The 13,180-nt window shown below is 56.8% G+C and carries 11 protein-coding genes; 4 read left to right on the top strand and 7 right to left on the bottom strand.

The features are described 5' to 3' along the window. The first annotated feature begins 217 nt into the window (after positions 1-217). Entirely contained in the window at positions 218-1,330 is a 1,113-nt protein-coding gene (locus KDX30_RS11585) for an endonuclease/exonuclease/phosphatase family protein (RefSeq protein ID WP_231675802.1), read from the top strand. A gap of 31 nt (positions 1,331-1,361) precedes the next feature. On the opposite strand, the gene KDX30_RS11580 is transcribed toward KDX30_RS11585, so the two are convergent. The 5 genes from KDX30_RS11580 to KDX30_RS11560 all read right to left on the bottom strand — a co-directional run bounded on the left by KDX30_RS11580 (position 1,362) and on the right by KDX30_RS11560 (position 7,263). Further along, a complete protein-coding gene (locus tag KDX30_RS11580) occupies positions 1,362-1,994 on the bottom strand; it encodes a response regulator transcription factor (protein WP_231675801.1) in 633 nt (210 codons plus the stop codon). Beyond that, positions 1,975-3,057, bottom strand: coding sequence for a sensor histidine kinase (locus tag KDX30_RS11575; RefSeq protein WP_231675800.1), 1,083 nt, complete (start codon positions 3,055-3,057; stop codon positions 1,975-1,977). Before KDX30_RS11575 ends, KDX30_RS11580 begins: the two co-directional genes overlap by 20 nt. Positions 3,058-3,129: 72 nt before the next feature. Next, positions 3,130-4,434 (bottom strand): ABC transporter ATP-binding protein, encoded by a 1,305-nt coding sequence (locus tag KDX30_RS11570; RefSeq protein WP_231675799.1) that lies wholly within the window; start codon positions 4,432-4,434, stop codon positions 3,130-3,132. A gap of 10 nt (positions 4,435-4,444) precedes the next feature. Next, positions 4,445-6,193: an ABC transporter permease gene (locus KDX30_RS11565; protein ID WP_231675798.1), complete on the bottom strand. Its 1,749-nt coding sequence runs from the start codon at positions 6,191-6,193 to the stop codon at positions 4,445-4,447. Between the two features lie 188 nt (positions 6,194-6,381). After that, the gene (locus KDX30_RS11560) at positions 6,382-7,263 is read right to left on the bottom strand and encodes a LysR family transcriptional regulator (RefSeq protein WP_231675797.1); all 882 of its coding nucleotides are present in this window, start codon (positions 7,261-7,263) and stop codon (positions 6,382-6,384) included. 138 nt (positions 7,264-7,401) lie between these two features. Here KDX30_RS11560 and KDX30_RS11555 point away from each other — a divergent pair, with 138 nt between their 5' ends. Beyond that, positions 7,402-8,502, top strand: a complete 1,101-nt coding sequence (locus KDX30_RS11555) for an NADH:flavin oxidoreductase (RefSeq protein WP_231675796.1) — start codon at positions 7,402-7,404, stop codon at positions 8,500-8,502. 227 nt (positions 8,503-8,729) lie between these two features. Here the strand turns inward: KDX30_RS11555 and KDX30_RS11550 are convergent, their stop codons facing one another. Continuing rightward, a complete protein-coding gene (locus KDX30_RS11550) occupies positions 8,730-9,707 on the bottom strand; it encodes a 5'-nucleotidase (protein ID WP_231675795.1) in 978 nt (325 codons plus the stop codon). A 229-nt stretch (positions 9,708-9,936) separates the two neighbouring features. Beyond that, a complete protein-coding gene (locus KDX30_RS11545; protein WP_099271098.1) occupies positions 9,937-10,854 on the bottom strand; it encodes a LysR substrate-binding domain-containing protein in 918 nt (305 codons plus the stop codon). A gap of 189 nt (positions 10,855-11,043) precedes the next feature. On the opposite strand from KDX30_RS11545, the gene KDX30_RS11540 reads away from it, so the two are divergent. Beyond that, on the top strand, positions 11,044-11,793 hold the full coding sequence (locus KDX30_RS11540; protein ID WP_231675794.1) for an SDR family NAD(P)-dependent oxidoreductase: 750 nt from the start codon (positions 11,044-11,046) through the stop codon (positions 11,791-11,793). 85 nt (positions 11,794-11,878) lie between these two features. Beyond that, positions 11,879-13,180, top strand: coding sequence for an MFS transporter (locus KDX30_RS11535; protein ID WP_099271100.1), 1,302 nt, complete (start codon positions 11,879-11,881; stop codon positions 13,178-13,180).

Raw genomic sequence — 13,180 nt, 5'->3', positions numbered from 1 at the left:
AGACTCCACAGCTACAACAACTACTTGTCGCCAATAGCTATGGAGCAGCAGGCGGCTTGATCACCGTAATCGGTGTCCGGAAAAACTTGACCAGAACAGGGCGACTCCTACAGGCCTATCGTTTGATAAGCGGCTGCGGTAACACATTCATCTCAATGTCACTGGCCTGTGCAACGCTGAAGCTAGCGTATTCGCCCCCATTTTTGAGGTATGCCCCATGAGACTCGCCTCCTACAACGTCGAAAACCTGTTCAATCGCGCCAAGGCGATGAGTCTCGATGGGTGGGCGGAAGGCAAGCCAACGCTGGAGAGCTTCGCAAAACTCAATGCGCTGCTGGGACAGGAAACCTACTCCGTCGCCGACAAGACAGCCATGGTGAAATTGCTGGCCGAACTTGGGCTCAGCCGATCAGACCGCGGCCCATTCGTGATGCTTCGGCAAAACCGCGGCAATCTGGTCAAACGGCCCCGTAACAGTGAGATGACAATTGTCGCCAATGGCCGTGCGGACTGGACCGGATCGCTTGAACTGATTCAGGCCCCGGTTGACGAAGAAGCCATGCGAAATACCGCCAGAGTGATGATTGATCTGCAGGCAGACGTACTGGCAGTGATAGAAGCGGAAAGCAGGCCAGCCCTTCGTGACTTCAATACCGAAATCATCAGCGGGCTAGGCGGCGATGTGTTCAGCCATGTCATGTTGATCGACGGCAACGACGAGCGCGGCATTGATGTCGGCGTCACGACCAAGCCAGGATTCCCCATCGGCCTCATGCGCAGTCACGTTGACGATAGCGATGACGGAGGCCAGCTGATTTTTTCCAGGGATTGCCCGGAGTTTTACCTGTACATGCCTTCCGGCGCGCGACTTGTGTTGCTCGTCAATCACCTGAAAAGCAAAGGTTACGGCAGCCTCACCGACTCCGCGAAAAGACGGCTTGCCCAGGCTAACAGAGTGAAGGAAATCTACAACTCGCTCATCGAGCAAGGCGAACAGTATGTCGCCGTGGTGGGCGACTTCAATGACACGCCAGACAGCGACGCGTTGAAACCGCTGCTCCAGGACTCGACCCTGAAGGACGCATTTACCCATGAGCATTTCAACGACGGCGGCTATCCCGGAACGTACGGCTCGTGCAACGCCTCCAACAAAATCGATTACCTGCTGCTGTCTCCGGAACTGTTCAAAAAAGTCAGCGCTGGCGGGGTTTTCCGCAAGGGCATGTGGCCAGGCTCCAGGCCTGTACGCTGGGAAACGTACCCCGAACTGACCCGCAAAGAGAATGCGGGTTCTGACCATGCGGCGGTCTGGGTTGATCTGGATATTTAATTCGAGGAGCAACGAAGCAATACCTGATCAATCAACTTTCGAGATTCAAACGCTCCGACATCTTGACCAGCGTCGCCAGGGAATCCGCACCCATTTTCCGCATCAACGCGCCGCGCCGAACCTTTACGGTTATTTCGCTTACGCCCAGCCGTGCAGCCACTTGCTTGTTGAGCAGCCCCTGAACCACCAGTTCCATGACCTCTCGCTCGCCGTCAGTCAGATTGGCGTGGCACTGCTTCAACTGATCAGTCCGGGCCGCCGCTTCACGGGTTTGCTTGTCCTGACTCAAACCCTGGCTGATGGCGTCGAGCAGATCCTGCTCACGGAACGGCTTGGTCAGAAATTCGATGGCGCCCGCCTTCATGGCTTTTACCGACATAGGGATATCGCCGTGCCCGGTGATAAAAATCACAGGCAGTGAAATACAAAGTCGCGCCATTTCTCGCTGGAAATCCAGCCCGCTCATACCGGGCATACGCACATCCAGCACAAGACAAGCGGGCACATCGGGCAATGTAGCGTCCATGAATTCGCGAGCGGAACCGAACGTCATGCACGCCAGACCGACCGACCCCATGAGGTCCTCCAGGGATTCACGCACCGAGCGGTCGTCATCGACGATGTAAACCATGTCGGCAGCGCTTTCAACGGTAATCTCGGGCATCGGGTTCTCGGGCAATAACGGGCAGCGTGAAGTGAAAAGTAGCGCCAAACGGTGAACCGGTCGAGGCCCAGATCCGGCCATCATGGGCTTCGATAATGGAACGGCTGATGGGCAACCCCATTCCCATGCCTTCTGGTCGGGTCGTGTAGAAGGCGTCGAACACCCGCTCACAATCGCGCGGCAACAGGCCGTTGCCTTGATCGGTAATCGAGAAGCGCAGTTGCTGGGGCGATTCAAGCACCACATTGCATTCCAGCGTTCGCCGCTCAGGACTTACCTGACGCATCGCATCAACCGCATTCATGGCCAGATTGAGGATGACTTGCTGAATCTGCACCTCGTCAGCCAACACGGGAGGCAAGCCTTCTTCGACTTGCACGTGCAGCGCGATCTCCTGCTCAGCCAACTCACCGGCGATCAACCGCAGAGCCCCTTTGACGGTATCTTCGACGTTCAACCACTGCTTGGTTGGCGCCTGATGCTTCGCCAGGCTGCGCAGCCGGGCGATGATTTCACTGGCGCGATGTGTGTCTTCGATGATGCGCTCCACCGCCTGCCGGGCTTTCGGCAGGTTGGGAGGATCCGCAGCGATCCAGCGCAGACAGGCGCTACCGCTGGTGGCTGTGGCCGCCAGTGGCTGGTTCAACTCATGGGCAATAGAGGCGGCAAGCTCGCCCAGTACATTGACCCGGGCGACATGTTCCAGGTGCGCGCGGGTCTCGTGTACGGCGCGAATAGCCGCCGACAGACGCAATGCCAGCCAGGTCGTGCAGGCAATGGCCGCGAGGCTGATCAGCACATTAACCAGTCCCGACTCCGTATCACCAAAGCGCGTGAACCGGTAACTCAGAATCGTCAGTACCATACAGACGAGGGACACCCCCGCCACCGCCCGCGCGGGCAGAAACCTGGCGGCGATCAGCACCACGATGACTTGAAAGACCCCGACCGCAATTTCAAGATCGGTGACCGTATCAATTGCAGCAATCCCCAACGCCAACGCGAACAACAGGACCAAACGAAGCGTTAATCGAGTCCGTCTCACTGGATCACCATCGCGCATTACCCCATCAGGATTGCAGACGCAGAGTGTATAGCGGCCACCGTCGCCTGTTCACTGAAAACTTCAACCCACTCAGGACGGGTTGTCCAGACTGAACTGATCAGCCCCCTCGTCATAGGCGAAAAGCTCGGCATAGCGTCCCCACTGGGTCACGCAGTCCAGCGTAACGGCCGCATCGCTTTCGGACATGAAATCTTCCAGCTCATCACGAAAGCGTCTGGCCGGTGCCGTGCGCCCCGGACGATCATCCAGCACCCGACGGATATGGCTGACCAGCGGCACATACCTGAGCAGGTGCTGGGCAAACAATTGTTTGCGCTCGTCCACGTCCGACTGGGCGTAACGTCGACCCGCAGGCAGCAGCGTGATATCGCCTTCGCGCATTTCGGCAAATCGCATCAGTTGCAGCACTTCTGCCAGCGAAAAAAGATCACCCGACGTGGAGCGCAATGCCGTGGCCAGTTCACGCAGATCGGCCTGCCCGCCATAGGGAGCATTGTCCACCGCCTCGATCAGACCCGCCAACGCGTTGGTGGAAGTCAGCGGCAAGACCATGCCGATGCCGTTGCCTGCAAACAGGCTCTCGCGTTGCGCATGCACGGTAGTGCCGCCCGCCATGTGCACATAAATGCTTTCGACCAGCGCCTGAAAAGCAGGATCTGTACGATTGCGCGGCTGGGCGAGATCAACCTTTACCTCGCACATGATCCGCCCCGGATTGGAGGAAAGAATCAGGATGCGATCACACATCAAGACCGCTTCTTCAATGTTATGGGTGACCATCAGGATCGACTTGATCGGCATCCGGCCCTCGCTCCAGAGGTCGAGCAAATCCGTGCGCAGTGTTTCCGCGGTCAGCACGTCCAGAGCGGAAAACGGCTCATCCATCAGCAGAATATCGGGGTTGACCACCAACGCGCGGGCCAGACCGACACGCTGGCGCATGCCCCCGGACAGCTCTTTGGGGTAGGCACTTTCGAACCCGTCGAGGCCGATCATATCGATGGCCGCCAAGGCCCGCCTACGCCGCTCTGGCCCTGCCACGCTCAATGCCTCCAGGCCGATTTCAACGTTCTGAAGGACGGTCAGCCAAGGGAACAAGGCAAAACTCTGGAACACCATCCGCACCGAGGTCGAAACACCCGGCGTATTTGCCGGGAACGCCACCACACCGGTGGTGGGCGACACCAGCCCGGCGATGGAGCGCAACAGTGTGGATTTCCCGGACCCCGACCGCCCCAGCAGCCCGATGACCTCGCCGTCGTTGAGACGCATGGCGACATCATCCAGCACCACGCGCTTGGTGCCCCCGGCCGTGCCGTAAACATGACCAAGTCCCTGCACGTCCACCAGACAACGTTTGTCGATTACTTCCATTGGAATACCCTCAATCAATTCGAAGCCGACGTTCGGCAAAACGGTACAGCGGACGCCACAGCAGGCTGTTGAAACCGACCACAAACACGGACATCACAACGATACCCAGCGCCACCCGCTGGAAATCCCCCGCCGTCGTTGCCTGAGCAATGAAAGAACCCAGCCCCGACGCATACAGATGATCGCTGCCCCACGACACCGCCTCGGCGACGATGCTGGCGTTCCAGGAGCCACCGGCAGCGGTCAAAGCGCCGGTCACGTAATAGGGAAAAACACCCGGCAGCACGACTTTGCGCCACCATTGCCAACCCCGCACACGGAACACCCGTGACGCTTCGAGCAAGTCAGTTGGCAAGGCACTGGCACCGGCGATCACGTTAAAAAGGATGTACCACTGGGTACCCAGGATCATCAGCGGCGACAGCCATACATCCGGGTTCAGCTTCAGGGCGACAATCGTGACCACGGCAAACGGGAACAGAATGTTTGCCGGGAACGCAGCCAGTAATTGCGCGACGGGTTGCAAACGTTCTGCCCAGCGCGGATTCAGACCGATCCAGACACCGACGGGCACCCAAACAAGACTGGCCAGGACGATTAGCACCGCCACGCGCGCCAGGGTGGCGAGCCCCAGACCAAACACATTGACCACCTCCTCCACGCCCAGAGTGCTGCCGATAAAGCACGCCAACTGATAGATGCCGGTCATGCACGCACTCACGACCAACGCTATCCACGCGAGATCGAGGTAACGGTGCCACCGGGCGTTGATCGTGAAGCCAATTCGCGCCAGTCGGGGCATCCGCACTGCTGGAATCCAGTCACTCACAATGCGCAGGGATGCAAACAAAAGCGGCACAAGTCGTGTGGACCTGAACAGGTCGTAGACCCGTGATCGCGGACGTTTATGTGAAGCGGTCTGTTCAAATCGAAACTTGTCCGCCCACGCCACGATCGGCCGGAAAAACAACACGTCATACAGAACGATCACACCGACCATGGCCAGCACCGCCCAACTGATTGCGGCGATATCCTTCTGCTGAATCGCGAGCGCCAGCCATGAACCGATACCCGGCAAATTGACAGTGCTGTCCCCGACCGTGATGGACTCGGAGGCCACGACGAAAAACCAGCCGCCTGACATGGACATCATCATGTTCCACACCAGCCCCGGCATCCCGAACGGCAACTCGACCTTGATGAACCGCTGCCACGGCGAGAACGAAAACTGCCGACTGACATCGTAAAGGTCGTTAGGTACGGTCCTCAGGGATTGGTAAAAACCGAAGGTCATGTTCCAGACCTGACTGGTAAAAATGGCAAACACCGCCGCGCACTCCAGCCCCCACTGGCGGCCCGGAAAAATGCTCATGAAGAACACAACCGTAAACGTCAGGAAACCCAGCACCGGCACCGACTGAAGAATATCCAGCGCCGGTAAGATAACCATCGCGGCCCTGCGGCTTTTAGCGGCCAGTGTGGCGATAACAATCGAAAACACAAAAGACACAAACAACGCGGCAAACATGCGCAAGGTGGTACGCAAGGTATACGAGGGCAAGTGCGCCAGATCGAGTGACACAGGCGCAGAATCAAGGACGCTGAGTGGCTGATTCATTTGTCCGGCACTGTAAAAAACAAACAGCGCCAGCAAAGCGATCGCGGCAATCAGCGCGCCCTCAGCGAGCAAGGATGCAGAGTGCGGTTGTGCCGGTTTGTTTATCGGGCTTCTCAGGGTTGCAGGCAGGGAAAAACGCATAAAATAGCCTCTGTCGTGCGGCTCAAACGTCTGGCATCCACCTTGTCAGGTGAAGCAAACGCATGGAGCACCTCGATCCAGTCATCAGGTTTGCTCTACTGGGGTAAAGCATAAGGACTGACGGTTATCGGATCGACAGAAACTAAGGACGTTAAAATATACGTTGGTATATCAAAGTTATTAGCGCCTCAAGCGGACGGGGCCAGAGCACTCTCAAGAATTTCCAGGAAGGCAGTCACTCGTAGCGGTGTGAAATGCCTTGAGGGGATCGCAGCCCAGACCGATAACGATTCCATGTCGGCGTCCAGAAGGTCGACGCGTGAAAGGGAGCCCTCTTCCAACTGCTGACGTACATCCCAGTAGGTCAGCATGGCCAGCCCGAGACCTTGCAGGCATGCCGCTCGAGTTGAATCTACTGAGCTTGCCGAAACACTCCCATGCACGCTAAGTAGTCGCACCTGACCATCAACGACGAAGGGCCACTGCGGCATCGCGTGCAATACAAGACATGAATGGCCGACAAGATCCTTCATTACTTTTGGCACACCGTAGCGAGCCAGGTAATCAGGCGATGCGCAGAGCAATCGTGGGTTGTCTGCAAGGCGCCTGGCGATTAATCCGGAATCCCGCATGGGGGCGATTCGGATCGCCAAATCCAGGCCTTGACCCACCACGTCCATTAGACTGTCAGAAAAGGCCAGGTCGACTCGCGACGCAGGATTTCTGTCAAGAAACGCCGGAATCAGCGGCATTATCACAGCCTGACCAAACACTGACGGCGCAGTCATTCGTAGCGTTCCGCTGGCACCACTTGAAGTGGGCGCTAGCATCGCCCGTGCAGCTTCCTCTGCCTCCAGCATGGTCTGGGCGTAGGGAAGAAATGCTTCGCCCTCAGGTGTCAGTGCAACGGAGCGCGTGGTGCGATGCAGGAGCCGAACACCCAAGTCATGCTCCAGTGCCGCGAGACGACGGGAGACAGACATCGGACTCGTGCCCAGCTGCCTAGCAGCGCCGGATAAGCTTCCGCAAGACGCAATGGTTGCAAGGACAGCAATATCAGTTAGTTGCATGGCTATATCACTTATCGTTAAACAGGCTTATCAGCTCCAGACAGTACTCCCGCTGAAGTGTCATCGCTATCCTTAGTGCTATCTATCAACATTCGCTGGCAGTCGTCTACTTTCAGCTATCAGATTCAGGATAACTCGATGACCGATCACCACAACCATGCTTTCTCATCATTCGATATAAACGGCACATTCATCAGGAACCGCTTTGCATTGGCGCCGATGACCCGTGTCAGTGCAAGTGAAGACGGCACTGTGACCAAAGCGATGGTGCAGTATTACGAACGCTTCGCCCGGGGCGGCTTCGGGCTTTTGATTACTGAAGGCCTCTATACAGACCAACGCTACTCTCAGGGCTATCGCTCACAACCCGGCATGAGCGACGACATTCAGGCGCAGTCGTGGCAGGCGCTTATAACAGCGGCTCACACACATTCAACACCGGTCTTTGCACAACTCATGCATGCAGGAGCCTTGTCGCAAGCCAACCGGTTCAAGCCCGAAAACATTGCCCCGTCCGCCATCCAGCCCAACGGCGAAGAAATGGCGTTTTACTATGGGAACGGACCATACAAACACCCACTGGCAATGACTGATGGGCATATCGGCGACGTAATTGCAGGCTTTACGCAGGCGGCACATCGGGCAATTTCAGTAGCAGGATTTGATGGCTTGGAGATCCACGGCGCGAATGGCTATCTTCTGGACCAGTTTCTGACCGATTACACCAACGTGCGCGGGGACAAGTGGGGCGGCGATCTTAAAAACCGCCTGAGGCTAACGGTTGAAATTCTTAAAGCCGTGAGGCTAAAAGTGGGAGACAACACTCCGATCGGGGTGCGGATATCGCAAGGCAAGGTCAACAACTTCCTGCACAAATGGGAAGGCCGTGAGGCTGACGCTGAAACCATCTTCGGGACGATCGCCGACTCAGGCGTCGATTTTATCCATGTGACTGAGCATGATGCTTTGGCCCCCGCATTCGATAATGGCGGACACAGCCTGAGCCGACTGGCAAAGCGATTCGCACCCGGGATAGCCATTATCACTAATGGAGGTCTGCATGACCCAGCCAGAATTGCACGAGCCCTGGAAGAAGGCGTCGACATGATTGCTATCGGTAAAGCGGCGCTGGCCAATCCTGATCTGCCTGAGAAACTTCAAAAAGGCATTGCGCTGGATGAGTTTGACGCCGCCATTCTGGGTCCAATTGCCAACATCAAAGAGGCAGAACTCGCCTGAAAAACATAACCTGCCGGATAAATGGTGGGCCTGCAGGACTGGCTTTAGCCTGGAGAAGGCCAGTACATTCGCCGAGTATCCTTTTCCAGAAATAATGCACTCCCGGCTAAAGCCGGTCCTGCGGGTAATGTTTCCAGCGCGACCTCCTATCAAACAAAATATAAATCACTGAATAAACGGGGTGCTGTTGGAGCGAGTGCAGCCGTCATAAACCCGTCATTCGACGCTCAAACGGTGTGGTCTGTGACGGCACCATCTACAGGCAACTCAACCGGCTTGCGATTGGTAATCCCGAACGGAATATGAACCGAAGGTGCCACGGCACTCGCGGACTTAAGGTGCCCGGATTGGTCATCGAAGAATATATGTGGCTTCAAAACGGCGAGCACTTTGCCCTTCTCTATTCCGCCCAGAAAGAACGCGTCGTTGACCATCACGCCCCAGCTCTTCAGGGTATTCAGCGCGCGCTCATGTGATGGGGCGCTTCGGGCGGTAACGATGGAAACCCTGATCCGGTTTTCATAGTCAGGGTTGAGCTTTTTGTGCTCCTCCTCAACAGACTGGATCCTCGCCATCCGGACCATGAACTCTTTCAGAGGGCCTGGGTTGTGCGGCTCCATGGCGTTTTTCACTTCATGGGCATGGAATTCCACCAGACCGGACGATTGCATGACGGTCTCGGCTTCATCCCCCGCCAGCACCCCGTCAAAGTCGAAGGCGATGCGCAGCGTCTTGTCATCTTCATCGTCATCAAACTGCGAATCCAGCACCTGCCCAGCCGGATGCCCGGCCTTGATCGCAGCCTCGACGTCAGCCTTGTTGCCCGACAGAAACAACGCAATGTTCAAGGCCGGAATGTATTCGTACGGCGACCGACCCTGCATGAAAATGGCGCGGGTCATGCCCAGGCCGTAATGCTCAATGGTCTTCATCACCCGCAACCCTGTGTCCGGGTCATTTCGGGATAACAGCACCACTTCGACCAGTGGATCGGACGGGTCTTCACACAAGTCATTTAGCGACAGCAAACGTTTGATGAAAGGATAAGCGATCCCTTTGGGTAACGGATTGTTCAGGTTTTTCTCCTGAAACTTCCGGTACTCCTCCTCCCCCTGGCTGCGAAACACCGCGTCCGAGTCCAGCAGATCAAATACCGCGCTGGAGGCGACACCGATGACTAAACGATTTTCCAGCTCGTAGGGCATTGGGGGGCTCTTGGTTAATTAAGTGGGGGCGATGGCGAGATAGTTGAGGGCAGTGTACCGGATGATATGCCTGCTCTACGATCCGTCGTCGAGGATGCGATTGAGCAGGACTTAATCCCGGCTGCTGCAACGTGACATATCGGCCAAGCTCATTTCAATGGCTTGCCTCGTGTAGTTCATGCAGCTACCGCGTCGAAATATTCAGGCATTGGGCTGCTGATTGATGGAATCAAAATACGAAACTGTGTCCGAGTTCTTTCTCCATCCACTCTAGGAAGCGCCTGACCCGAGGAAAGCTGGAGTGAGCCTTTGGAAAAACCAGATGATGGGCGGCTACCGGTGAACTCAACGCTTCAGGCGCAACCTCAACCAACGTACCGTTGGCGATGTACTTTTGGGCCAGAAGCGCGCTTTCCAAAGCAAAACCCAAGCCGTGGCTCGCCGCTTCAAGGGTCATGTAAGAGCGATCAAAACTGAGCGCATAAGGCTTCTCCGGGCGTGCCAAACCGTGCTGCGCGAACCACTCTGGCCAGCGAAGCAACGTTGCTTCAGAAAGGATCAGATCCTCGGCAAGAAGATCAACTGCTTTGCTGACAGGGCAGCGCGCGAGCAGCTTGGGCGAGGCCAGCACCATGAAACTCTCGTTGCGTACCGTGCGAACTTCGTAACTGGGCCAGTTTGGCAGACCGTGGCGAATATCAACGTCAATCTTGTCCTGACTGAAATGCAGCGACTCATAGGAGCAGGACAAATTTATTTGTATGTCGGGATTGCTCATTCGGAACGCTTCCAGACGTGGCATCAGCCAGAGCAGACCAAAGCTGGGCGACGAATGCAGTCGCAGGCAATCCAGGCTGACGTCACTTGCCGCGCGCTCGGTCGCGACTTCCAGGCTCTGCAGCAACCCTGAGATATCTTTCAGATACTGCTCGCCCACGGGAGTCAGCGTCACACCCCGTGCGGCCCGAACGAACAGCTGTCGTCCAATCATGACCTCCAGTTTTGCCAACTGGTGGCTAACCGCTGAAGGCGTGAGATCCAGCACTTCCGCCGCCCGGGCGAGATTGCCAAAGCGCGCGGTCTGCTCGAAGGCTTGAATCGCTCTCAGCGGTGGCAGATGAGATAAAGGTGGGGCGATCTGGCGCATCAACGTTTCGCCTATTGTTTTTAGTGGTCGTGGAGAAGCAGCATTCAACCATTAGTTATTTCGGATGACGAGAGGTGAATTTTATTCACCTAGCAGTGACTTTTACGTTATTGCTCGGCACACCTGCCAGGAACACTCTGAATCATCGATCAAAAGATCGAACCATAAAAACAATCAGAGGTACCCCTCATGCTTCTTCAAGGCAAAGTCGCAATCATCACCGGCGCAGCATCAGAACGCGGCATTGGTCGCGCAACGGCCATCACCTTCGCTAAACATGGCGCACAGGTCGTCATTCTGGACCTTGATGAGTCGGCAGCACGTGATGCAGCCGATGCGCTCGGTGACGGCCACCTGGGCCTGGCCGCAAACGTAGCTGACGAACATCAGGTTAAGCAGGCAGTGGCCAAGGTTCTGGAACGCTTTGGTCGAATCGACGTGCTCGTTAATAACGCAGGTATCACGCAGCCCATCAAGACACTCGATATACGCCCCTCCGATTACGACAAGGTGCTCGACGTCAGCCTGCGTGGCACGCTCCTGATGTCTCAAGCGGTCATCCCGACCATGCGCGCTCAGTCTTCGGGCAGCATTGTCTGCATGTCATCCGTTTCGGCGCAGCGCGGAGGCGGAATCTTTGGTGGTCCGCACTACAGCGCCGCCAAGGCCGGTGTACTCGGACTGGGCAAAGCGATGGCCCGTGAGTTCGGGCCAGACCAGATCCGCATCAACTCGATCGCGCCCGGACTCATTCATACCGATATCACGGGCGGACTGATGCAGGACGAACGCCGTCACGCCATCATTGATGGCATCCCGCTGGGTCGTCTTGGCGCAGCTCAGGACGTTGCCAACGCAGCGCTGTTTCTGGCCAGCGACCTGTCGTCCTACCTCACGGGTATCACGCTGGATGTCAACGGCGGCATGCTGATTCACTGAGTCGGTAGCGGCCCACCATGTTCTCGATCGACGATACGCCCTGCTTTGCGCCGGGCGGTCTATAACAACAAGAGATCAGACAATCATGATCACCACCATGACGCTCGAAGCGGCTTCGACCGCGCGTTCCAACGCTTATCGCAAAACCGCCTGGCGACTGATGCCCTTCCTGATGCTGTGCTACCTGTGCGCTTATCTGGATCGTGTCAACGTAGGCTTTGCAAAGCTTCAGATGATGAATGACCTGGCGTTCAGCGAGGCCGTCTACGGACTCGGTGCGGGTATGTTTTTTATTGGTTACTTCCTCTGCGAAGTGCCCAGCAACCTGATCCTTCATAGAGTGGGTGCACGTCGCTGGATCGCGCGCATCATGATCTCGTGGGGGATTATCTCCGCCCTGTTCGCTTTCGTCGAAACGGCCTGGCAGTTCTACACGTTGCGCTTTTTGCTGGGTATTGCAGAGGCGGGTCTGGCCCCAGGACTTCTGCTCTACCTCACTTATTGGTTCCCCTCGTACCGCCGCGCAAAAATGACTGTGCTGTGGTTCATCGCCATTCCGCTTTCGGGAATGATCGGCGGGCCTCTGTCAGGTTTGATCATGGCAAAGTTCGCCGGCTTTCATGGCTGGGCTGGCTGGCAGTGGATGTTTGTCATCGAGGCGATCCCCACCGTCATCGTAGGCCTGTTCGTACTCGGGTATCTGAAGGACGGTGTACATCAGGCCACATGGCTGACCGATGATGAGAAGGCGCTCATCAACAAGGAGCTTGAGGAGGACAACAGCCGCAAAGTCACCCACGGCTCTGTTAAGGAGTTTCTGCACGATCGCAGGCTCTGGTTGCTGGCGTGCATCTACTTCTGTGTCGTCATGGGGCAGTACGCGATTACTTTCTGGCTACCGACCCTCATCAGAAATGCGGGCGTTGCTGACCCGCTACACATCGGCCTGGTCACCAGCCTGCCCTACATGTGCGCCATCGTGGTGATGCTTTTGATGGGCCGCAGCGGGGATAAACACCGTGAGCGCCGCTGGCACCTCGTCGGCCCCATGATTGCGGGTGCGCTAGGCCTTACCCTTGCAGCATTGATGGGTGGAAACCTGGTTTTTTCGGTGCTGAGCCTATGCCTCGCAGCGGCCGGCGTTCTGTCCGCGTCCTCACTTTTCTGGATGTTACCCACCACATTGCTGGGCGGTGTGTCGGCTGCGGCAGGCATCGCTGGCATCAACAGCTTCGCCAACCTCGCAGGCTTCTGCTCGCCCTACCTGATCGGCTGGATCACCACGACAACCGGCTCAAGCGCCATTGGCATGTACCTCATCACCGGCGTGCTGTGCATCGGTGCCTGTCTGGTGCTGCGCATCCCGGCCGCTCTGGTCAATCGTTGA

The sequence above is a fragment of the Pseudomonas quasicaspiana genome (assembly GCF_021147825.1).
Classification (GTDB): domain Bacteria; phylum Pseudomonadota; class Gammaproteobacteria; order Pseudomonadales; family Pseudomonadaceae; genus Aquipseudomonas; species Aquipseudomonas quasicaspiana.
Note: the sequence above shows the minus strand (reverse complement) of the source record. Positions and strands in the feature narration are given on the sequence as shown.

What these genes read in the sequence shown, in the direction of transcription:
- KDX30_RS11585 (WP_231675802.1), top strand. Translation starts at nt 218, where the DNA reads ATGAGACTCGCCTCCTACAACGTCGAAAACCTGTTCAATCGCGCCAAG.
- KDX30_RS11580 (WP_231675801.1), bottom strand. Translation starts at nt 1,994, where the DNA reads ATGCCCGAGATTACCGTTGAAAGCGCTGCCGACATGGTTTACATCGTC.
- KDX30_RS11575 (WP_231675800.1), bottom strand. Translation starts at nt 3,057, where the DNA reads ATGCGCGATGGTGATCCAGTGAGACGGACTCGATTAACGCTTCGTTTG.
- KDX30_RS11570 (WP_231675799.1), bottom strand. Translation starts at nt 4,434, where the DNA reads ATGGAAGTAATCGACAAACGTTGTCTGGTGGACGTGCAGGGACTTGGT.
- KDX30_RS11565 (WP_231675798.1), bottom strand. Translation starts at nt 6,193, where the DNA reads ATGCGTTTTTCCCTGCCTGCAACCCTGAGAAGCCCGATAAACAAACCG.
- KDX30_RS11560 (WP_231675797.1), bottom strand. Translation starts at nt 7,263, where the DNA reads ATGCAACTAACTGATATTGCTGTCCTTGCAACCATTGCGTCTTGCGGA.
- KDX30_RS11555 (WP_231675796.1), top strand. Translation starts at nt 7,402, where the DNA reads ATGACCGATCACCACAACCATGCTTTCTCATCATTCGATATAAACGGC.
- KDX30_RS11550 (WP_231675795.1), bottom strand. Translation starts at nt 9,707, where the DNA reads ATGCCCTACGAGCTGGAAAATCGTTTAGTCATCGGTGTCGCCTCCAGC.
- KDX30_RS11545 (WP_099271098.1), bottom strand. Translation starts at nt 10,854, where the DNA reads ATGCGCCAGATCGCCCCACCTTTATCTCATCTGCCACCGCTGAGAGCG.
- KDX30_RS11540 (WP_231675794.1), top strand. Translation starts at nt 11,044, where the DNA reads ATGCTTCTTCAAGGCAAAGTCGCAATCATCACCGGCGCAGCATCAGAA.
- KDX30_RS11535 (WP_099271100.1), top strand. Translation starts at nt 11,879, where the DNA reads ATGATCACCACCATGACGCTCGAAGCGGCTTCGACCGCGCGTTCCAAC.